The sequence below is a fragment of the Variovorax sp. CCNWLW235 genome, assembly GCF_037204085.1.
Lineage (GTDB): Bacteria > Pseudomonadota > Gammaproteobacteria > Burkholderiales > Burkholderiaceae_C > Variovorax.
The window spans coordinates 372,446-391,142 of record NZ_JBBCBW010000001.1; the positions used below are offsets into that span (position 1 = coordinate 372,446).

Consider the following 18,697-nt stretch of genomic DNA (forward strand, 5'->3'; position numbering starts at 1 on the left):
TGGCTGTTGGCTTAAAACTCTGTCCAGTCGCCGCCGGCTGCGCCGGCCATGGCCAGCTGCGGGGACGAAGGTGCTTGTTGGGTCTTCTTGGCCGGCGCCGCGCGCCGGGGCTTGGGGGACGATTCGGAGGGGCGCGCCGCCTTGGCTGCGGCGGAAGCGAGCCGTGCATCCGCCGGTGCGGCAGAGGCTTGGCCGCCTTCGAGCTTGAACACGCTCACCGCCTCCACCAGGCTTGCGGCCTGCTCCTGCATCGATTGCGCTGCAGCCGCCGCTTCTTCGACCAGTGCCGCGTTCTGCTGCGTCACCTGGTCCATCTGCGCGATGGCCTGGTTCACCTGCTCGATGCCGGTGCTCTGCTCCTGGCTCGCGGCCGTGATCTCGCCCATGATGTCGGTCACGCGCTTGACGCTGTCCACGATCTCGTCCATCGTGCGGCCCGCTTCGGCCACCTGGCGGCTGCCCGCTTCGACCTTGCCGACGGAGTCGTCGATCAGGCCCTTGATTTCCTTAGCGGCTGCGCCCGAGCGCTGGGCCAGGTTGCGCACTTCGGAAGCGACGACCGCAAAGCCGCGGCCTTGTTCACCGGCTCTCGCCGCTTCGACCGCGGCGTTGAGCGCCAGGATGTTGGTCTGGAACGCGATGCCGTCGATCACGCCGATGATGTCGACGATCTTCTTGGACGAGGTGTTGATGGAGCCCATGGTGTCCACCACCTGGCTGACGACGCCGCCGCCGCGCACGGCCACTTCGGAGGCCGAAAGAGCGAGCTGATTGGCTTGGCGGGCGTTGTCGGCGTTCTGCTTGACGGTACTCGTGAGTTCTTCCATCGAAGCAGCCGTCTCTTCGAGCGAGCTGGCTTGCTCTTCGGTGCGCGAAGACAGATCCTGATTGCCTGCGGCGATCTGGCCCGAGGCGGTGGCGATGGCGTCGGTGCCGGTGCGCACTTCGCCCACCACTTTGGCAAGGCTGTCGCGCATGCCCTGGATCGCATGCAGCAGGCTGGCCTGGTCGCCGCGCTTCAGTTCGATGCGAACCGCCAGGTCGCCGGCGGCAATGCGGTGCGCAATGGCGGTCGCTTCCGCGGGCTCGCCGCCGAGCTGCTTCAGCAGCCCGCGCGAAATGGTCCAGCCGAGGGCGAGGAGCGCCGCGGCCAGCACCAGCGCGCCGAGCGACAGGGTGATGACCCGGCCCATGATGGTGGTCTGCACCGTATCCACGTACACGCCCGAGCCGATGATCCAGCCCCAGGGCTCGAAACCCTTCACGTAGGAGACCTTGGGCACCGGCTTGTCGCTGCCCGGCTTGGCCCAGAGGTAGGGAACGAAGCCGGCGCCGCTGGCCTTGACGGTCTCGACGAACGAGACGAACAGCCGCTTGCCGGTGGCGTCCTTGTTGGAAGAGAGATCCTTGTTCTCGAGCGCCGGGCTGATGGGGTGCATCACCATGCGCGGCTGCATGTCGTTGATCCAGAAATACTCGCTGCCGCTGTAGCGCAGGCCGCGAATCGCCTGCATGGCCTGCTCCTTCGCCTGCGGCTCGGTCAGCGTGCCCTTGGCCACGAGGCCGTGGTAATGGGCCAGCAGGCCATGGGCGCTTTCCACCACCTGGCGCACGCTGGCTTGCCGCTCTTCCATGATGAGCTTGCGCTCCGAAATCAGGAAAAGGGCTGTCAGGGCCGCCACGCCCATGATGGCGCTGGCCGTGAACAGCCCGAGCTTCTGGCCGATGCGAAGGCCGCGGGAATTCAAACGGTTGAACATAGTCTCTTCCTAGGGTGGATGTCTTTTTTGCGGTGCTACCGATAGGTTTATCGGCAGCTGCGCGCAAGACTTGAGGCCATTAGTTCAAAATTCCGTCCAGTCGCCAGCCGCCGTGCCGGCCGTGGCCAGTTGCCGGGGTGCGGCAGCCTCGGCTTTTCCGCCCAGAGCCGGCCGCTGGACCTTGGGAACGGCCTTGAGAGGCCCGAACACCGTTCGCGTTGCCGCCGGCGCGGCAAACGCCAGCTCGCTGCGCTGCGGCTGCGCTCCGGGCTCGAGCCTGAACACGCTCACCGCCTCCACCAGGCTGGCGGCCTGCTCCTGCATCGATTGCGCGGCGGCCGCCGCTTCTTCGACCAGCGCCGCGTTCTGCTGGGTCACCTGGTCCATTTGGGAGATCGCCTGGTTCACCTGCTCGATGCCGGTGCTCTGCTCCTGGCTCGCCGCGGTGATCTCGCCGATGATGTCTGCGACCCGTTTGACGCCGCTCACGATCTCTTCCATCGTCTTGCCGGCTTCGCCCACGAGGGCGCTGCCCACGTCGACCTTGCCGACCGAGTCGTCGATCAGGCCCTTGATTTCCTTGGCGGCGGCGGCCGAGCGTTGCGCCAGGCTTCTGACTTCAGACGCGACGACTGCGAAGCCGCGGCCTTGTTCACCGGCACGCGCGGCTTCCACCGCGGCGTTGAGTGCCAGGATGTTGGTCTGGAACGCGATGCCGTCGATCACGCCGATGATGTCGACGATCTTCTTGGACGAGGCATTGATCGACGCCATGGTGTCGACCACCTGGCCCACGACGTTGCCGCCCTTGATGGCCACTTCGGAGGCCGAAAGTGCCAGCTGGTTGGCTTGACGAGCGTTGTCGGCGTTCTGTTTGACGGTGCTGGTGAGTTCTTCCATCGAGGCAGCGGTCTCTTCGAGCGAGCTCGCCTGCTCTTCGGTGCGCGAAGACAAATCTTGATTACCTGCGGCAATCTGGCCCGAAGCGGTGGCAATGGCATCAGTGCCCGTGCGCACGCCGCCGACCACCGTCGCCAGGCTCGTGTTCATGTTCTTCAGTGCCTGCATCAACAGGCCCGTCTCATCGGTGGACGACGATTCGATATGGCTGGTGAGGTCGCCGTCCGCCACGGTTTGCGCCACGCGCACCGCTTCGTTCAACGGCCGCGTGATGCTGCGGGTCAGGAGCCATGCCAGCACGGCGCCAAGCAGCAGCGCAACCACGGCCAGCACGATCACGTTGGCGCGGCCCGCGCGGTTGAGGCCTTCCACGGCCTCGGCCGCCTTGTCGATCCGCTCCGCCTGGTGCGTCAGCATGCTGCGGATGCTGGCGTCATACACGTCGAGCATCGGCACCAGCTTGTCGTTGGTGAGCTGGGCCGCTTCGTCCTGCTTGCCATCGGCCTTGAGCTTGAGAATGGTGTTGCGCAGGCCCACGTACTGGGTGCGCTTTTCCTTGATGTCGGCGCTGATCGCCTGCTCCTCGGGCGAATCGAGCATGGCTTCCAGCTTGGACTGCGTCTCGGAAATGCCCGCGCTGGTCTTGCTCATGTGCTTCTGCAGGTAGGCCTGCACCTCCGCATCGTTGCTCTTGACCAGCGCGAAGGTGCGCACGCTGTTGCTGCTGGTGTTCAGCAGCCAGTTGGCGGCCAGCCGCTCTTTCACGAGCGAGCGCTGCACCATCTCCTGCACCGCGTGGCCCACGCCTTGCAAACGGAACACACCGATGCCTGCAATGCACGCCATGAGCGCCAGCACCAGCGCAAAACCAATGCCAAGCCGCGTGCCGATTTTCAGGTTCTTCATTTCGGTTGCTCCGTATGCATCAATGTCAGATGACTTTTTCGATCAGGCCCATCTCGTCGCTGGACATCAGCTTGTCGATGTCCACCAGGATCAGCATCCGCTCGTCCAGCGTGCCAAGGCCGATCAGGTAGTCCGTGTCCAGCACGGCGCCCATCTCCGGCGCAGGCTTGATCTGCTCTGCGCTCAGCGTGATCACGTCCGACACGCTGTCCACCACCATGCCCACCACGCGGCCCCCGATGTTCAGCACGATCACCACCGTGAACTGGTCGTACGTCGGCGCGCCCAGCTGGAACTTGATGCGCATGTCGATGATCGGCACGATGATTCCGCGCAGGTTCACCACACCCTTGATGTATTCAGGTGCGTTGGCAATGCGCGTTACCGCGTCGTAGCCGCGCAGCTCCTGCACCTTCTGGATGTCGATTCCGTACTCTTCCTGGCCCAGCGTGAAGGTCACGACCTCCAGCCGGCTGGAAACGGCCGGCGCGGCGCCGCCTCGGAGGTTGGGTTGTGCGGGGGCGATGATCTCTGCCATATGAATTCCTTCAGCTGAACTTCTGCATGATGCGAACGAGCTTCTGCCCGTACTGGGGATCGGTTGCGTAGCCGGCCTTCTGCAGGCCGTGCGCGGCTTCGGCCGGCGTGTCGGCCGCCAGCACGTTGGCGTAGCGCGGATTGCGCGTGATGAACTTGGCGTAGTCGGTAAAGGCTTCGTCGTACGACGCATAGGCCCTGAACTTGGCGCGAATGCGCTGCGGCTCGCCGTCCACGTATTCGGTGGTGGTGGTTTCCACCACCGGGCCCTTCCAGCTGCGGTCGGCCTTGATGCCGAACAGGTTGAAGCTCTGCGTGCCGTCGTCGGCGCGGATCTCCCGCTTGCCCCAGCCCGACTCGAGTGCGGCCTGCGCAAGAATGAGCGGCGCGGGCACGCCGCTGGCGGCGCTGGCCACCTGCGCGGAGCCGCCCATGCGCTGCACGAAACTGTCGACGTTGCCTTGCAGCGATGCGACAGCGGCCGTGGCCGGTCGCTCGCTGTTGCGCTGGTAGATGCTCAGGTCGACCGATGCGGCGGGCGCCCTTGCCGGCACCGGTGAAGACGGCGCCGAGCCAACGGGAATGCCCGACTGCGGCGTGAGCGCCATCCCGGCGACGCGAGGCGCGAGCGGCATGGCCTCCATGCCGCCTTCCGCTTCACCGCCGGACGCCGAGGCGCGGCTGAGCTGCGCGAGCATGGCTTCGGCCAGGCCGACGCCGCGGCCCGAGAGGTTCTGCGCCAGCTGCTGGTCGAGCATCGAGAGGTAGACCTTCTCGTCGCGGTTCTCGAGCAGGCCGCTGGAGGGCGTGGCCTCGCGCATGCTCTTGAGCACCATGTTCATGAACAGCGCCTCGAACTGCCGCGACACCTGCTTCAGGCCTTCTTCAGGCGAGGTGCGAACGGTGTGGCGCAATGCATCGACGCTCTGTACGTCGAGTGCAAGGCGCTGGTCCAGCGCGCCGCTGCTTCTGCTTTCCGTGATTGCCATGCCGTTACTCAGATGATTTCGAGCTCGGCGCGCAGTGCGCCGGCGGTTTTCATCGCCTGCAGGATGGACACCAGGTCTTGCGGGTTGGCGCCCAGGCTGTTCAGGCCCTTGATCACGTCGGCCAGCGAGGCACCGCCGCGCACCATCTGCAATGCGCCGCCGCCCTGGTTGATCGATATCTGCGAGGTTTGGCCGACCACGGTCTGCCCGCCTGCGAAGGCGTTGGGCTGGCTCACCACGGGCTCGGTGTTGATGACCACCGAGAGGTTGCCGTGCGCCACCGCGCAGTCGTTCACGCGAACCGCCTGGTTCATGACCACGGAGCCGGTGCGCGCATTGACGACCACGCGTGCAACTGCCTGCGTGGGCGTGACTTCAAGGCTTTCGAGCTGTGCGAGAAAGCCGACGCGCTCCTGCGGCGCGGGGGCCTGCACATGGATCACGCGGGCATCGAGCGCCTGCGCGGTGCCGGGGCCGAACTGCCGGTTGATGGCATCGACCGCGCGCTGCACCGTGCCGAAATCGGACCGGTTGAGTTCGAGCGAGAACGTGCCCTCGCCGCCCACCGGCGCCTCGACGCCGCGCTCGACCAGCGCGCCGCCCGGAATGCGGCCCGAGCTGAGCTGGTTGACTTGCGCCTTGCTGCCGTTGGCCGATGCGCCGGCGCCGCCGACCACCATGTTGCCCTGCGCAATGGCATACACCTGCCCGTCGACGCCCTTGAGCGGCGTCATGAGCAGCGTGCCGCCGCGCAGGCTCTTGGCATTGCCCATGGACGACACGGTCACGTCGATGTTCTGCCCGGGGCGTGCAAACGATGGCAGCGTGGCCGTGACCATGACTGCCGCCACGTTCTTCAGCTGCATGTTCACGCCCTGCGGAATCGTGATGCCGAGCTGCTGCAGCATGTTGTTCAGGCTTTGCGTGGTGAACGGCGTCTGCATGGTCTGGTCGCCGGTGCCGTCCAGGCCCACCATCAGGCCGTAGCCGATCAGCGGGTTGTCCCGCACGCCCTGGATGCTTGCGAGCTCTTTCAGCCGCTCGGCATGGGCGGGTGAATGCAGGGCCATGGCGCACAGCGCCAGCAGGCCGATACGGCGCACGGTATTGCAGATGTTTTTCATGGTGCTAGAACGGCATGACATTGAGGAAGATGCGCTGCATCCAACCCATGTGCTGCGCTTCGTCGATGTAGCCCTTGGCCGTGTATTCGATGCGTGCGTCGGCCACCAGGGTGGAGGGCACGGTGTTGTTGCCCGAGACCGTGCGCGGATTCACCACGCCCGAGAACCGGATGTATTCGGTGCCCTGGTTGATGCCCATCTGCTTCTCGCCGCTGACCAGCAAGTTGCCGTTGCGCATCACGTCCACCACGGTGACCGTGATCACGCCGTTGAAGGTGTTGTTGGCGTTGGCGCCACCCTTGGCATCGAGCTTGTTGCCGCCGGACAGCTTGGCGTCCTGCCCGTCGAGCAGCGAGCCCAGCAGCTTGGGAATGCCGCCGGCAAAATCGGCCGCCAGGCTGCCGTTGCGGCTTGCGGATGCGGCGGAGTTTTTGCTGGCGTTGACCCGCTCGCTGATGACGATGGTCAGGATGTCGCCCACGTTGCGGGGCCTGCGGTCTTCGAACAGCGCGCTGCCGCCAGGGCCGTCCTGGAAGATCGCGCCGTTCGCGCGCCGCGGCGCAGAAGCCATGTTCTCCGCCCGCGCCGTCATCGGCTGGTGCACCAGCGGTTCCCGCGGAATCTGCGCGCAGCCCGAGGCCAGCACGGCGGCAACCGGCAGCACCAGGCGCAGGTTGAGGCGGGTCATAACTGGGCCAGGCGCTGCAGCATCTGGTCAGAGGTCTGGACCGCCTTGCTGTTGATCTCGTAGGCGCGCTGGGTGGCGATCATGTTCACGAGTTCTTCCACCACGTTGACGTTCGACGCCTCGACGTAGCCCTGGCTCAGGATGCCGGCGCCGTCGATGCCGGGGTTCACCTGGTTGGGTGCGCCCGACGCGTCGGTTTCGGCATAGAGGTTCTCGCCCTTGCTCTGCAGGCCGGCCGGGTTCAGGAACGTGGCCAGCTGCAGTTGCCCGACTTGCACCGTGTTGGTGGAGCCGGCCTGCGTGATCGACACGATGCCGTCGCGGCCGACCGTGAGGCTGGTCGCGTTGGCGGGCAGCGTGATGGCCGGCTGCACCGGAAAGCCGCTGGCCGTGACAAGCTGGCCGTCGCGATCGGTCTGGAAGGAACCGTCGCGCGTGTAAGAGGTGGTGCCGTCGGGCATCAGCACCTGGAAGAAGCCGCCGCCGTTGATGGCAACGTCCGTCGGCTTGTCGGTCTTGGTGAGATTGCCTTGCGAGTGGATGCGCTCGGTGGCGACCACATGCACGCCGGTGCCGACCTGCAGGCCTGAAGGCAGGCGGGTCTGGTCCGAAGTCTGGCCGCCGACCTGGCGCAGGTTCTGGTACATCAGGTCCTCGAACACGGCGCGGCTTCGCTTGAAGCCCGTGGTGCCGACGTTGGCGAGGTTGTTCGACACCACGTCGAGTTGGGTCTGTTGTGCATCGAGACCGGTCTTGGCGATGTAGAGCGAGCGCATCATGGTGAAAAGTTCCTTGGGAGTTGTGTAGGGCGCAGGCTTTAGCCGTAAGCCAGCAGCTTGTTGGCCGACTGCGCGTTGTCGTCCGCGGTGCGCATCGACTTCATCTGCATTTCGAAGCTGCGGGCGTTGGCGATCATGGCCACCATGGCCTCGACGCCGTTGACGTTGCTGCCCTCGACAGCGCCGGTGGTCACCGTGACGGCGGCATCGGCTTCGGCGGGCGGCAGGCCCTCGCGCATGCGAAAGAGGCCGTCGGCACCACGCACCAGATCGGCGGTGGGCGGGTTGACCAGCTTCAGCCGGCCCACTTCGGCAATGCCGATGGCCGGGTCGCCGGCGCCGCGCGCCGTGACAAGGCCGTTGGCGGCAATCGAAACTGCGGAGCCGGGCGGCACCACGAGTGCGCCGGCATCGCCGAGCACCGGGCGTGCGCCCATGGTGGTCAGCTGGCCTTCGGCGTTCACCTGCAGGTTGCCCACGCGGGTGTAGGCCTCGCCGCCGTCAGGCGTCTGCACCACGAGCCAGCCGTCGCCGTGCACCGCCACATCGAGTGCGCGGCCGGTTTCGGTCAGCGGACCATGGCTGAAGTCGGCACCCGGCGTGGTGGCAACCACGTAGGAGCGTGTCGACGCTTCCGGGCCGCCGTCGGTCACGGGCACTGCGCGAAAGCTGTTGATCTGCGCGCGGAATCCGGGCGTGGAGGCGTTCGCCATGTTGTTGGCGACGGAGGCTTGCTGCTCCATTGCCTGCTTGGCGCCGCTCATCGCGACATACAGCATGCGGTCCATAAGCTACTCAGCGGATGTTGATCAGCGTCTGGACGACCTGGTCCTGCGTCTTCACCGTCTGTGCGTTGGCCTGGTAGCTGCGCTGCGCGACGATGAGGTTGACGAGTTCGGAGGTCAGGTCGACGTTGGAGGCTTCCAATGCACCCGAAGCAAGCGAACCCTGCTTGGTGCCGGCGCCCGGCGTGCCGGTGAGCGGCTGGCCGGAGGCCAGCGTTTCGGCCCAGACGTTCTCGCCCTTGGGCTCCAGTCCGTTGGGGTTGGCGAACGAGGTCAGCACGACCTGCCCCATCAGCGTGGTCTGTTCGTTGGAGAACTTGCCGGTGATGGTGCCGTCGGGGTTGATGGAGAACGAGGTCAGCGTGCCGGAGGTGTAGCCGTCCTGCTTGAGGGCGTTGATTTCGTTGGCGTTGCCGAACTGCGTGGTGCCCGACAGGTCCACCGTGGCATTGAGCGCCACCGAGCCGTTGCCGAAGTTCATCGTCGGCAGGGTGATCGAGCCGCCCGCGGGGGTGAGCAGGTTGCCGTTGCCGTCGAAGGTCATCGTGGAGATCGGCGCGCCGCCGTTGAGCGCGGCGCCGTCGGCCGCACCGTAGACGTTCCAGGCATTGGCACCGGTCTTCACGAAGAAGACGCCGAGTTCATGCGGGCTGCCGAGCGAATCGAAGATCGGCCCGAGCGCGTTCGAATAGTTGAAGGTGTCCGAATCGGTCGGAGAGAACGGCGTCTTGGTGGGCACCGTGCCGCGCATGTCCAGGTTGAAGCGGGCTTCGATGGCAGTGGTGGCCTTGGGGTTCATGGCAGTGGTCTGAACCTGCAGCGGGCCCGGCGTGCCGCCGTCGAGGCCGCCCGTGGCCGAAACACCGTAGCCGGTGAGGCGCAGGCCGGCGGCGTTGACGATGAAGCCGTCCTTGTCGCGCGTGAACTGGCCATTGCGCGAATACATCACCTCACCGCTCGGGCTGCTGAGCCGGAAGAAGCCGTCGCCGTTGAGGATGGCGATGTCCAGCGGCCGGCTGCTGGTTTGCACCGAGCCCTGGGTGAAGTTCTGCACGATGCCCGACACCGCAACGCCGAGGCCGACGCGCGAGCCCGCATACACGTCCTGGAACGTTGCCGCGCCCGACTTGAAGCCGACGGTGTTGGAGTTGGCGATGTTGTTGCCGATGACGTCCAGGTTGGCGGCGGCTGCGGACAAGCCGCTGATACCTTGGGAAAAGCCCATGATCGAATCCTTGTTTCAGTGCGAGGAAGAAATGGAAGTGGCTCGCGGCGCCAGGGCCGCTGCCGATGAAGAACACATGCCGCGGATGCTCAGAGGAACATGCGCACATCGGCCAGGCCGATGCTGTTGCCCGACATCAGCTCGAGCGTGATGCCGTCGGCGCCTTGCTTGACTGCTGCCACCTGCGAGAAGACCAGCGAGGTGGCTTTCACGTCGGCGCCGTTGTTGTTGGCCGAAACGCTGAAGGTGTACGAACCGGGCGGTGCCACCGTGCCGTCGTCGGCCTTGCCGTCCCAGCTCACGGCGTTGACGCCTTCGGTCATTGAGCCGAGCGACATGGTGCGCACCGTGTGGCCGGCGGCGTTGACGATCTTCACCTCGACCTCGCCGGCCGTGCCGGGCAGCTGCACCGCAAACGGCACGGCCGCCGGCTCTTCGCCGGCTTTCGGTTCGGTGGTGCCGATGGTGTTGCCGGGCGACAGCACGTTGTAGCCAATGAGAGACGCTGCCTGCAGCACCTGGTTGGCACCGGTCTGGTTCACCAGGCCGTTCAGTGCCGTGTTGAGCCGCTCGATGCCGCTCACGGTGCTCATCTGCGCGAGCTGGGAGGTGAGCTCGGCGTTCTCCATCGGGTTGAGCGGGTCCTGGTTGTTGAGCTGCGTCACCAGCAGCTTCAGGAAGCGTTGTTCGCTGTCCACCTCGGAGGTATTGCCGGCGCTGGATGCGGCGGTGGCTGCGTTGAGCCCGGAAATGGAGGATGTGTCGGAAATGGCCATGGTTTCTTGTTGGGTATGTACGGGGTTACTGGCCGATGCTCAGCGTCTTGACCATGAGGGTCTTGGCGGTGTTCAGCACCTCGACGTTGGCCTGGTAGTTGCGCGACGCGGAGATCATGTTGGTCATCTCCTCGACCACGTTGACGTTGGGCATCGACACGTAGCCTTCGGCGTTCGCATGCGGGTTCTTCGGGTCGAAGACCATCTTCAGCGGCGAGGCGTCTTCGACGACGCGCGCGACCTTGACGCCGCCGATGTCCTGCTGCCCCGAGGCGGCCACTTCGAACACGACCTGCTTGGCGCGGTAGGGCTTGCCGTCGGGTCCGGCCACGCTTTCGGCGTTGGCAAGATTGCTCGCCGTCACGTTCATGCGCTGCGACTGGGCGGACATGGCGGAGCCCGCCACGCTGAAGATGTTCATGGATGCGCTGGGATGCGGCATGCGTAGCTCTCCTGTGCTTATTGCGCCGCGGCGAGCAGCGACTTGATCTTGGCGCTGACCACCGTGAGGTTGGCCTCGTAGCGCAGCGCGTTGTCGGCGAAGTTGATGCGCTCGGCATCCATCTCGACGGTGTTGCCGTCGATGCTGGGTTGGCTCGGCACGCGGTACAGCAGGTCGCGGTCGGGCATCGAAGAGGCCTGGCCTTGAATGTGGCGCGACGAGGTGGCGGCCATTTGCACCGACTGGCCCCCGCGGCCCTGCTCTACCGCCTGCGTGAGGCGGCTTGCAAAATCGAAGTCACGCGCCTTGTAGTTGGGCGTGTCGGCGTGTGCGATGTTGGCGGCCAGCACTTCCTGGCGCTGTGTCCGAAGATTGAGTGCTTCGCGGTTGAAGCGCAGTGCCGCATCCAGCTTGTCGATCATGTGTTTCCATCATTTGTGGCATCGCGTCCCTGGCGGGCATGGCGACTGATGGAAAGCGAGTCTATGCATGCACTGCTTTCGCAATGGGCCGAACAAAGGGGCATTTGGGGTGCACTTCGAATCTTCGGATCGGGTGCGTCTTCCTAGAATTGCCGGGCACCCATGATGGAAAAAACCCACTCCCACAAGCGCCTCCTGAAGATCGTGCTGCCAGCCCTGGCGGCAGGACTCGCAGCGGCGACATCCGTTGCCGCGGCGCCACTCACAGGCGACGCGCGCGCCGCCGTGGACAAATTGCTGCAGGCGCAAACCGCCGGGCTGCCTGGCAAGGTCGGCATCCGCGTAGAGGCGCCGGGCTCGGGCCCGCTGCCTCCCTGCGATGCGCTCGAGGCTTTTCTGCCTCGCGGCGCGGCGGCCTGGGGCCGCGTGTCGGTCGGCCTGCGTTGCCATTCGGACCAGAAGCCGTGGACCCGCTTCGTGCTGGCCCACGTCGCGGTTGAGGGGCGCTACTTCGTCGCGCTACGGAACGTCGAGACCGGAAAGCCCCTGGGCGCAGGCGACTTTGCCGCGCGAAACGGCGACCTCACCACGCTGCCCCGCTCCGTCGTCACCGACGCCGCGGAGCTCGACGGCGTGGTGGCGGCCAACCGCATTGCATCGGGGGCGCCGCTGCGGCGCGAACTGGTGCGCGGCGTGTCCGTGATCCAGCAGGGCCAGACGGTCAAGGTCGTTGCCGAGGGACCGGGCTACAGTGTCAGTACCGAAGCCCGGGCGATGACCAGCGCCGGGGCGGGCTCTACAGTGCGGGCCAAGACCCTGGACGGCCGCCTGGTCAGCGGCGTGGCCGACGAGGAAGGCCAGATCCGGCTGGCGCAGTAGCCGAATTCACAGTGCGATGCGCCAAGCCCTAAAGTTTTGGCCCGACCTGCCGATACACAAGGCAGCCCTTTGAGGAACCATCTTGAAAATCGATCCATCCGCCCCTTCGGCCACCCTGCTCACCCGAACCAGCAAGGGTGCATCGTCATCGCCAGCCAGCGGCACCGAGGCCGTCCAGGGTGGCAAGGACGTGGTGCAGCTCTCGTCGGGCCAGGTGCATTCGCTGCCCGACGCACCCAACGCCGACTTCGACGCAGCCCGCGTGGCCGCGATCCGCGAGGACATCCGGGCCGGACGCTATGAAATTCATCCCGAGCGGATCGCCCGCGGCCTGCTGAGCAGCGTGCGCGAACTGCTGCACGAAAACGGAAAGCTGTGAACACCGTGCTGGTTCACCTGCTGGCCGAGAAGTCGTGCGTGGAGGAATTCCTGGCTCTGCTCGACCAGGAAGCGGACGCCATGAAGAACGGCCGCTTCGCGGAGTTGCCCCATCTGACCGAACGCAAGACAGGCCTGCTCGACCGCATGGCGGCACTCGACCAGGCCCGCGAGTCGGCCCAGGTGGCGCGCGGATTCGAACCCGGCCGAGCGGGCGCCGATGCGGCCGCGGCCGCTGACGGCGAAGCGTCGCTCGCCGCCTGGACAGCCCTGGTCGAACTTGCGCAGCAAGCCAGGGCGGACAACCGCCGCAACGGATCGATGGTGTACAGCCAGCTGGATTTCACGCAGAACGCACTGCACTACCTGCAGGCCAGCGCCCAGCCCTTCTACGGGCCGGACGGCATCCGCAAATCTGCAAGCGGCACGGGAACCCGGCTGGCGGTCGGCTAGCCAGGACGCCAGGGAACGGCCGCCCCGAGCGGCTCAGCCCTTGCGTGGCTTGCCCGATTTGGGCGCTTCGAACAATTCCGAAAAGAACGACGGGCCCACCTCGCCGGGCGGGTTTGCGGGCGGGCTCGGGGGGCTCGCCTCACCCGGCGCAAGCTCCTGGAAGTCCGACGACGCGAAATGCGGCGGAACATAGACGCCGTGCTCGTCGCGCCTGACCAGGCCGCGGCGTTCCAAGTCCCGCATGGTCTTGTTGACCTGCATCCGGGAAAGCCCTGAATAAGAAGCGATGACCGACTGGGTGATGCGCTTGTCGTAGCCGCCACCGGTACCCGGGGCAAGCACCGTGAGCTCGTGCAGGATGCGGCTGATGAGCCGTTCGGACGAGGCCGAGGAAATCTGCCGGATCTGCCTGCGCAGCACCGTGGTGCGCTTCATCACGACTTCGAGCAGCCCCATGGTCACGGCCGGATGCCGCTCGCACAGGGCGCGCAACTCCAGGGTGGGTACCAGGTAAAGGGAGGTGGGCAACGCCGCGATCAACATGGCGCCGGGCTGGTAGCGCTCCTCGATGGGAGCGGCGTTCAGGAAGAGATCGTCCTGGCGTATGAAGTCGGTGGTGACATCGCCGCTGTCCTCGCTTCCTTGCACCACCACCCGCAGCAGGCCGGTGGCAACGCAGTACACACGGTCGGTCCAGTCATCCGCACCCAGCACGACCTCGTTTCGGCGGTAGGAACGAAGTTCGATGCGCTGGACAAACGCTGCCCGCTCTTCCTGGGGAACGCTGGCAATAAGAGGATGCAAATACATCTATACCGTCCGTGGGCCGCCTTGCCAATACATGCTCAAGGCAGTTTGCCCAAAATCGTTCTCAAGTGTGAAAAATTACCACTCCAATTAATATATTAACCTAAGTAACATATTGACACGCAACGCGTAACAATTGTTTTGCTACCGACCTATTTCTTCCAACTTTTCGAGACCGTCCACTGACTTGTAGCGCAGGCCACCACGAGCGCTGCGTAGGTGAGCATCGCGCCATCACGACCAGAAAAGACCAGCCCTCCCAAGAGCACCAGCACCCCTACGCCGAAGTTGACAGCCCCCTGGATCCACAAGGCCGGCGCACCCGCCGCCCGGCGGCCGAAAACCCGGCCCGCCAGCGCGCACAGGAACCCGACGACCAAGGCGGGCGCCACAAAGTTGAGCAGGTGGTTGAGAAGATCCAGCAAGGACATGGGAGGGGAAACGTGAAGGGAGGGATCGAGGCGAGGACCGCCAGATAAAGCCAAGGGCGCCCGCGGCGCCCTTTCGTGCTTTCATGTTGCAGGCTATGCGGCAAACCCCTCGGCAGCCGCGCAGCTCCTGCTGATTTTATAATCAGGAGATATGTCAGTCTGGACCCTCGGGTTGAACCACACGACCGCGCCGCTCGATCTGCGCGGTCGTTTTGCGTTCGCGCTCGATCAGCTGGCCCCCACGCTGCAGAGTTTGCGCAGTTCGTTCGCCTCCGGACGCCATCCGCAGGTCGAGGCCGCAATCATCTCGACCTGCAACCGCACCGAGATCTATTGCGCCGCCGAACACGCCGCGCTCGACCACACGGTCGGGTGGCTGGCCGAAAACGGCGGCGTGGCGCCGGCGCTGCTGCGCTCGCACTCCTACACGCTGCACGACGACGAGGCTGCGCGCCATGCCTTCCGGGTGGCCAGCGGGCTCGACTCCATGGTGCTTGGCGAAGCGCAGATTCTCGGTCAGATGAAAGACGCCGTGCGCGCGGCCGAAACCGCCGGCGCACTGGGCAGCACGCTCAACCAGCTGTTCCAGCGGTCTTTCGCGGTCGCGAAGGAAGTGCGTACCGCCACCGAGATCGGCGCGCATTCCATCAGCATGGCGGCCGCAGCGGTCCGGCTGGCCGGTCAACTTTTCGAAGACCTGCACCAGACGCGCGTGCTGTTCGTGGGTGCCGGCGAAATGATCGACCTGGCCGCCACGCACTTCGCCGCCAAGGATCCGAAGTCGATCGCCATTGCCAACCGCACGCTGGAGCGCGGCGAAAAGCTGGCCTCGCGCTTCGGTGGCGAGGCCATGCGGCTGGCCGACCTGCCGAGCCGGCTTGCGGAATTCGACATTGTGGTGAGCTGCACCGCGAGCACGCTGCCGATCATCGGCCTGGGCGCCGTGGAGCGCGCGCTCAAGGCCCGCAAGCACCGCCCGATGTTCATGGTCGACCTGGCGGTGCCGCGCGACATCGAGCCCGAAGTAAAGGCGCTCGAAGACATCTATCTCTACACCGTGGACGATCTCGCCCAAGTGGTGCAGCAGGGCCAGGCCAACCGCCAGGCCGCGGTGGCGCAGGCCGAAGTCATCATCGATGCCGGCGTGCAAAGCTTCATGCACTGGCTGCGCCAGCGCGGCACGGTGCCGCTCATCCAGCAGCTCAACGCGCAGACCGACGAGTGGCGCGCCGCCGAGATGGCGCGCGCGCGCAAGCTGCTGGCCAAGGGCGAATCGGTCGATGCGGTGCTCGAGGCCATGTCGCGCGGGCTCACGCAGAAGATGCTGCACGGCGCGCTGGCCGAACTGCACGCGGGCGATGCGGCTTCGCGCGAGCAGACGGCCCAGACGATTTCGCGGCTCTTCCTGCGCAAAGAGCGTTAGCGACGCTTGCCGCCGCCGGCCCGGCCTGGTTGCCGCGGCCATCCCGCGCCTTGCCGCCGCGAGCCGCGTTTCCCATCCTTCTTCGGCCCTTTTTCGACGTGAAACCTTTTCTGCGCCACCAACTCGAGCGCTACGCGCAGCGCCTCGGCGAACTCGACTTCCTGCTGTCGCGCGAAGACATCATGAGCGACATGGCGCAGTACCGCACCATTTCGCGCGAGCATGCCGAAATCACGCAGATCGCGGGCCGCTACGAGCGCTACAAGCAGCGCGAAGCCGACATTGCCGGAGCGCGAGAAATGCTCGACGACCCCGACATGGCCGAGATGGCGCGGGAAGAAATCGCGGGTGCCGAGGCCGAGCTGATCCAACTCGAGGAAGAACTGCAGCGCCTGCTGCTGCCCAAGGACCCGGACGATGCGCGCAACGCATTCCTTGAAATCCGCGCGGGCACGGGCGGCGACGAATCGGCATTGTTCGCGGGCGACCTGCTGCGCATGTACACGCGCTATTGCGAACGCGCCGGCTGGCGCTGCGAGGTGGTGAGCGAGAGCGAAAGCGAGCTCGGCGGCTACAAGGAAGTGGTGATCCGCATCGTCGGCGACGACGTGTTCGGGCACCTTCGCTTCGAGTCGGGCGGCCACCGCGTGCAGCGCGTGCCGGCGACCGAAACCCAGGGTCGCATCCACACCAGCGCCTGCACGGTGGCCGTGCTGGCCGAGCCCGACGAGACGGTGGCGGTGCAGATCAACCCGGCCGACCTGCGCATCGACACCTACCGCGCGAGCGGTGCCGGCGGCCAGCACATCAACAAGACCGACTCGGCGGTGCGCATCACGCACATTCCGACCGGCATCGTGGCCGAGTGCCAGGACGACCGCAGCCAGCACCGCAACAAGGCGAAGGCGCTGCAGGTGCTCTCCGCGCGTATCCAGGAAAAGGAGCGCAGCGAGCGCGCCGCCAAGGACGCCGCCATGCGCAAAGGCCTTATCGGCAGCGGCGACCGCTCGGACCGCATCCGCACCTACAACTTTCCGCAGGGCCGGCTCACGGACCATCGCATCAACCTCACGCTCTACAAGCTGCTGGCGATCATGGAGGGCGACCTTGGCGACGTGCTGGACGCCCTGCGCGCCGCGCGCGAGGCCGAGCAGCTGGCCGAACTCGAATCGAGCCTGCCGGCGTGACGATGACGACCGCCAGCACACCGTCCACCCTAGCCCAGGCGCTGGCCGCCGCGGTGGCGCTGGGCGTCGACAGGCTCGACGCCCAGTTGCTGCTGCTGCATGCGCTCGGCCGTTCGCCGCACGAACGCGCGTGGCTGCTGGCACATGACACCGATGCCATGTCCGAGCCGGCGTGGACTGCGCTCGCGCAGCAGCTGTCGCGCCGGCTGAAGGGCGAACCGGTGGCCTACCTGCTCGGGGAAAAGGAATTTCACGGCTTGGCCCTGCAGGTGGACGCGCGGGTGCTGGTGCCCCGCCCCGACACCGAAACACTGGTCGACTGGGCCCTGGAATGCCTCGACGGCCGCAATGCGCCGCGCGTGCTCGACCTGGGCACCGGCAGCGGCGCCATCGCGCTGGCGCTGCAGCATGCGCGCGCGGATGCGCAGGTCGATGCGGTCGATGCCAGCGCCGACGCGCTGGCCGTCGCCCGGGCCAATGCCGAGCGCCTCGGCCTGCCGGTGCACTTCAGCCAGGCCCATTGGCTGGACGGCGCGGACAGCGGCTACACGGTCATCGCCAGCAATCCGCCCTACATCGCCGTCGGCGATCCCCATCTGCCCGCGCTGCGGCACGAGCCCTCGACCGCCCTGGTTTCAGGGGCCGACGGGCTCGACGACATCCGCCAGATCGTGCAGAGCGCGCCATTGCACCTTGCCGAAGGCGGCTGGCTGCTGCTGGAACACGGCCACGACCAGGCCGTGGCCGTGCGCCAGTTGCTGGAAACACGCGGGTTCGCGGAAGTTCAAAGCCGCGATGACCTTGCCGGCATCGCGCGCTGTTCCGGCGGAATCTGGCGCCCGGTGAAATAATCCCCTCAAGCCCACTTTTTCAGGAGTCCCCATGTCCGACGCTCAACAACGCATCGACGATCTCGTCAAGACCAACGACCTCGTGCTCTTCATGAAGGGCAACGCGAGCTTTCCGATGTGCGGCTTTTCGGGCCGTGCCATCCAGATCCTCAAGGCGGTCGGCGTCGACACCAAGACGCTCAAGACAGTCAACGTGCTCGAAGACGACGGCATCCGCCAGGGCATCAAGGAATACAGCAACTGGCCGACGATTCCCCAGCTCTACGTGAAGGGCGAATTCGTGGGCGGCTCGGACATCATGATGGAGATGTACGAGTCGGGCGAACTGCAGCAAGTGCTGGGCGGCAGCAACCCCGCCTGATTCTTTTCAGGCGCCCGCCATGAGCCACGACCACGAAGGCCACTCGCACGAAGGCGCTTCGGCGCCGGCCTGGAAGCACGACGGCGTGCGCGTGGTCGCGGCCAACCAGCTCGACGTCAACACGGCCCAGACGCCCGGCATGAACCGGGCGGCAGCCATCAACTTTGCCCGTGTCGGTGCGCAGAAGCTGTGGGCCGGCACCGTCACCATCCATGCCGATGCCAAGACCGGCGCCCATCACCACGGGCCTCTTGAATCGGTGATCTACGTCGTGCGCGGCCGCGCGCGCATGCGGTGGGGAGAAAAGCTCGAGTTCACGGCCGAAGCCGGACCGGGCGATTTCATCTACGTGCCGCCCTACGTGCCGCACCAGGAAATCAACGCCAGCGCGACCGAGCCGCTCGAGTGCGTGCTTTGCCGCAGCGACGGCGAAGCGGTGGCCGTCAATCTCGACATCGAGCCGGTGGAAAAGCCGGAATCGGTGCTCTGGGTCGATCCGACCCACCCGCACGGCGGGATTTAGGCTTTACGGCAGCCGGGCGAACCCGGTTCCGCGGCAGTCGGCGGAATGGGCGCCATGTCATGGCACCATGG

Annotated in this window: 22 protein-coding genes; 8 read left to right on the forward strand and 14 right to left on the reverse strand. The window is 66.0% G+C overall.

Annotation, left to right across the window (positions count from 1 at the left end; all coding sequences use genetic code 11):
* Positions 1-11: 11 nt before the first annotated feature.
* From V9L21_RS01850 to flgB, 12 genes are all read right to left on the reverse strand, one after another.
* Positions 12-1,760, reverse strand: coding sequence for a methyl-accepting chemotaxis protein (locus V9L21_RS01850; RefSeq protein ID WP_337308639.1), 1,749 nt, complete (start codon positions 1,758-1,760; stop codon positions 12-14).
* 84 nt (positions 1,761-1,844) lie between these two features.
* On the reverse strand, positions 1,845-3,566 hold the full coding sequence (locus V9L21_RS01855) for a methyl-accepting chemotaxis protein (RefSeq protein ID WP_337308640.1): 1,722 nt from the start codon (positions 3,564-3,566) through the stop codon (positions 1,845-1,847).
* 25 nt (positions 3,567-3,591) lie between these two features.
* Positions 3,592-4,104, reverse strand: a complete 513-nt coding sequence (locus tag V9L21_RS01860; protein WP_337308642.1) for a chemotaxis protein CheW — start codon at positions 4,102-4,104, stop codon at positions 3,592-3,594.
* A gap of 10 nt (positions 4,105-4,114) precedes the next feature.
* A complete protein-coding gene (gene flgJ / locus V9L21_RS01865) occupies positions 4,115-5,092 on the reverse strand; it encodes a flagellar assembly peptidoglycan hydrolase FlgJ (RefSeq protein ID WP_337308644.1) in 978 nt (325 codons plus the stop codon).
* An 8-nt stretch (positions 5,093-5,100) separates the two neighbouring features.
* On the reverse strand, positions 5,101-6,216 hold the full coding sequence (locus tag V9L21_RS01870; protein ID WP_443304488.1) for a flagellar basal body P-ring protein FlgI: 1,116 nt from the start codon (positions 6,214-6,216) through the stop codon (positions 5,101-5,103).
* 4 nt (positions 6,217-6,220) lie between these two features.
* Entirely contained in the window at positions 6,221-6,904 is a 684-nt protein-coding gene (locus V9L21_RS01875; protein WP_337308646.1) for a flagellar basal body L-ring protein FlgH, read from the reverse strand.
* Entirely contained in the window at positions 6,901-7,683 is a 783-nt protein-coding gene (gene flgG / locus V9L21_RS01880; protein WP_126746958.1) for a flagellar basal-body rod protein FlgG, read from the reverse strand. The genes V9L21_RS01875 and flgG overlap by 4 nt, the downstream gene beginning before the upstream one ends.
* A gap of 38 nt (positions 7,684-7,721) precedes the next feature.
* Positions 7,722-8,471, reverse strand: coding sequence for a flagellar basal body rod protein FlgF (locus tag V9L21_RS01885; RefSeq protein WP_337308647.1), 750 nt, complete (start codon positions 8,469-8,471; stop codon positions 7,722-7,724).
* A gap of 7 nt (positions 8,472-8,478) precedes the next feature.
* Entirely contained in the window at positions 8,479-9,693 is a 1,215-nt protein-coding gene (gene flgE / locus V9L21_RS01890; protein ID WP_258502135.1) for a flagellar hook protein FlgE, read from the reverse strand.
* Between the two features lie 89 nt (positions 9,694-9,782).
* Positions 9,783-10,469, reverse strand: coding sequence for a flagellar hook assembly protein FlgD (locus V9L21_RS01895; protein WP_337308649.1), 687 nt, complete (start codon positions 10,467-10,469; stop codon positions 9,783-9,785).
* A 25-nt stretch (positions 10,470-10,494) separates the two neighbouring features.
* Complete coding sequence (gene flgC, locus V9L21_RS01900; protein WP_337308862.1) at positions 10,495-10,890, reverse strand: flagellar basal body rod protein FlgC; 396 nt, start codon at positions 10,888-10,890, stop codon at positions 10,495-10,497.
* A gap of 38 nt (positions 10,891-10,928) precedes the next feature.
* Complete coding sequence (gene flgB / locus V9L21_RS01905; protein ID WP_157615516.1) at positions 10,929-11,333, reverse strand: flagellar basal body rod protein FlgB; 405 nt, start codon at positions 11,331-11,333, stop codon at positions 10,929-10,931.
* A 165-nt stretch (positions 11,334-11,498) separates the two neighbouring features.
* Here flgB and flgA point away from each other — a divergent pair, with 165 nt between their 5' ends.
* From flgA to V9L21_RS01920, 3 genes are all read left to right on the forward strand, one after another.
* Positions 11,499-12,212 (forward strand): flagellar basal body P-ring formation chaperone FlgA, encoded by a 714-nt coding sequence (gene flgA, locus V9L21_RS01910; RefSeq protein WP_337308651.1) that lies wholly within the window; start codon positions 11,499-11,501, stop codon positions 12,210-12,212.
* Positions 12,213-12,294: 82 nt separating this feature from the next.
* Positions 12,295-12,591, forward strand: coding sequence for a flagellar biosynthesis anti-sigma factor FlgM (flgM, locus tag V9L21_RS01915; RefSeq protein ID WP_157615518.1), 297 nt, complete (start codon positions 12,295-12,297; stop codon positions 12,589-12,591).
* Complete coding sequence (locus V9L21_RS01920; protein ID WP_337308653.1) at positions 12,588-13,043, forward strand: flagella synthesis protein FlgN; 456 nt, start codon at positions 12,588-12,590, stop codon at positions 13,041-13,043. The genes flgM and V9L21_RS01920 overlap by 4 nt, the downstream gene beginning before the upstream one ends.
* Before the next feature lie 33 nt (positions 13,044-13,076).
* On the opposite strand, the gene V9L21_RS01925 is transcribed toward V9L21_RS01920, so the two are convergent.
* Together V9L21_RS01925 and V9L21_RS01930 are read right to left on the reverse strand one after the other, a co-directional pair.
* Entirely contained in the window at positions 13,077-13,853 is a 777-nt protein-coding gene (locus tag V9L21_RS01925) for a Crp/Fnr family transcriptional regulator (protein ID WP_258502139.1), read from the reverse strand.
* Between the two features lie 149 nt (positions 13,854-14,002).
* Positions 14,003-14,281, reverse strand: coding sequence for a hypothetical protein (locus V9L21_RS01930; RefSeq protein ID WP_337308655.1), 279 nt, complete (start codon positions 14,279-14,281; stop codon positions 14,003-14,005).
* A gap of 151 nt (positions 14,282-14,432) precedes the next feature.
* Between V9L21_RS01930 and hemA the strand changes: the two genes are divergently transcribed.
* The 5 genes from hemA to V9L21_RS01955 all read left to right on the forward strand — a co-directional run bounded on the left by hemA (position 14,433) and on the right by V9L21_RS01955 (position 18,626).
* A complete protein-coding gene (gene hemA / locus V9L21_RS01935; RefSeq protein ID WP_157615526.1) occupies positions 14,433-15,704 on the forward strand; it encodes a glutamyl-tRNA reductase in 1,272 nt (423 codons plus the stop codon).
* 98 nt (positions 15,705-15,802) lie between these two features.
* Positions 15,803-16,891 carry a peptide chain release factor 1 gene (gene prfA / locus V9L21_RS01940; RefSeq protein WP_337308657.1) on the forward strand — a complete coding sequence of 363 codons (1,089 nt, stop codon included), beginning with the start codon at positions 15,803-15,805 and terminating at the stop codon, positions 16,889-16,891.
* A gap of 2 nt (positions 16,892-16,893) precedes the next feature.
* Entirely contained in the window at positions 16,894-17,742 is an 849-nt protein-coding gene (prmC, locus tag V9L21_RS01945) for a peptide chain release factor N(5)-glutamine methyltransferase (RefSeq protein ID WP_337308864.1), read from the forward strand.
* A 31-nt stretch (positions 17,743-17,773) separates the two neighbouring features.
* Entirely contained in the window at positions 17,774-18,103 is a 330-nt protein-coding gene (grxD, locus tag V9L21_RS01950) for a Grx4 family monothiol glutaredoxin (protein WP_124960760.1), read from the forward strand.
* Between the two features lie 19 nt (positions 18,104-18,122).
* The gene (locus tag V9L21_RS01955) at positions 18,123-18,626 is read left to right on the forward strand and encodes a cupin domain-containing protein (protein WP_337308659.1); all 504 of its coding nucleotides are present in this window, start codon (positions 18,123-18,125) and stop codon (positions 18,624-18,626) included.
* The last annotated feature ends 71 nt before the right edge of the window (positions 18,627-18,697 follow it).

What these genes read in the sequence shown, in the direction of transcription:
- V9L21_RS01925 (WP_258502139.1), bottom strand. Translation starts at nt 13,853, where the DNA reads ATGTATTTGCATCCTCTTATTGCCAGCGTTCCCCAGGAAGAGCGGGCA.
- hemA (WP_157615526.1), top strand. Translation starts at nt 14,433, where the DNA reads ATGTCAGTCTGGACCCTCGGGTTGAACCACACGACCGCGCCGCTCGAT.
- V9L21_RS01955 (WP_337308659.1), top strand. Translation starts at nt 18,123, where the DNA reads ATGAGCCACGACCACGAAGGCCACTCGCACGAAGGCGCTTCGGCGCCG.
- flgG (WP_126746958.1), bottom strand. Translation starts at nt 7,683, where the DNA reads ATGATGCGCTCGCTCTACATCGCCAAGACCGGTCTCGATGCACAACAG.
- V9L21_RS01850 (WP_337308639.1), bottom strand. Translation starts at nt 1,760, where the DNA reads ATGTTCAACCGTTTGAATTCCCGCGGCCTTCGCATCGGCCAGAAGCTC.
- prmC (WP_337308864.1), top strand. Translation starts at nt 16,894, where the DNA reads ATGACGACCGCCAGCACACCGTCCACCCTAGCCCAGGCGCTGGCCGCC.
- V9L21_RS01855 (WP_337308640.1), bottom strand. Translation starts at nt 3,566, where the DNA reads ATGAAGAACCTGAAAATCGGCACGCGGCTTGGCATTGGTTTTGCGCTG.
- flgE (WP_258502135.1), bottom strand. Translation starts at nt 9,693, where the DNA reads ATGGGCTTTTCCCAAGGTATCAGCGGCTTGTCCGCAGCCGCCGCCAAC.
- V9L21_RS01885 (WP_337308647.1), bottom strand. Translation starts at nt 8,471, where the DNA reads ATGGACCGCATGCTGTATGTCGCGATGAGCGGCGCCAAGCAGGCAATG.
- V9L21_RS01895 (WP_337308649.1), bottom strand. Translation starts at nt 10,469, where the DNA reads ATGGCCATTTCCGACACATCCTCCATTTCCGGGCTCAACGCAGCCACC.
- V9L21_RS01930 (WP_337308655.1), bottom strand. Translation starts at nt 14,281, where the DNA reads ATGTCCTTGCTGGATCTTCTCAACCACCTGCTCAACTTTGTGGCGCCC.
- flgJ (WP_337308644.1), bottom strand. Translation starts at nt 5,092, where the DNA reads ATGGCAATCACGGAAAGCAGAAGCAGCGGCGCGCTGGACCAGCGCCTT.
- flgB (WP_157615516.1), bottom strand. Translation starts at nt 11,333, where the DNA reads ATGATCGACAAGCTGGATGCGGCACTGCGCTTCAACCGCGAAGCACTC.
- grxD (WP_124960760.1), top strand. Translation starts at nt 17,774, where the DNA reads ATGTCCGACGCTCAACAACGCATCGACGATCTCGTCAAGACCAACGAC.
- V9L21_RS01860 (WP_337308642.1), bottom strand. Translation starts at nt 4,104, where the DNA reads ATGGCAGAGATCATCGCCCCCGCACAACCCAACCTCCGAGGCGGCGCC.
- flgA (WP_337308651.1), top strand. Translation starts at nt 11,499, where the DNA reads ATGGAAAAAACCCACTCCCACAAGCGCCTCCTGAAGATCGTGCTGCCA.
- V9L21_RS01875 (WP_337308646.1), bottom strand. Translation starts at nt 6,904, where the DNA reads ATGACCCGCCTCAACCTGCGCCTGGTGCTGCCGGTTGCCGCCGTGCTG.
- flgC (WP_337308862.1), bottom strand. Translation starts at nt 10,890, where the DNA reads ATGAACATCTTCAGCGTGGCGGGCTCCGCCATGTCCGCCCAGTCGCAG.
- V9L21_RS01870 (WP_443304488.1), bottom strand. Translation starts at nt 6,216, where the DNA reads ATGAAAAACATCTGCAATACCGTGCGCCGTATCGGCCTGCTGGCGCTG.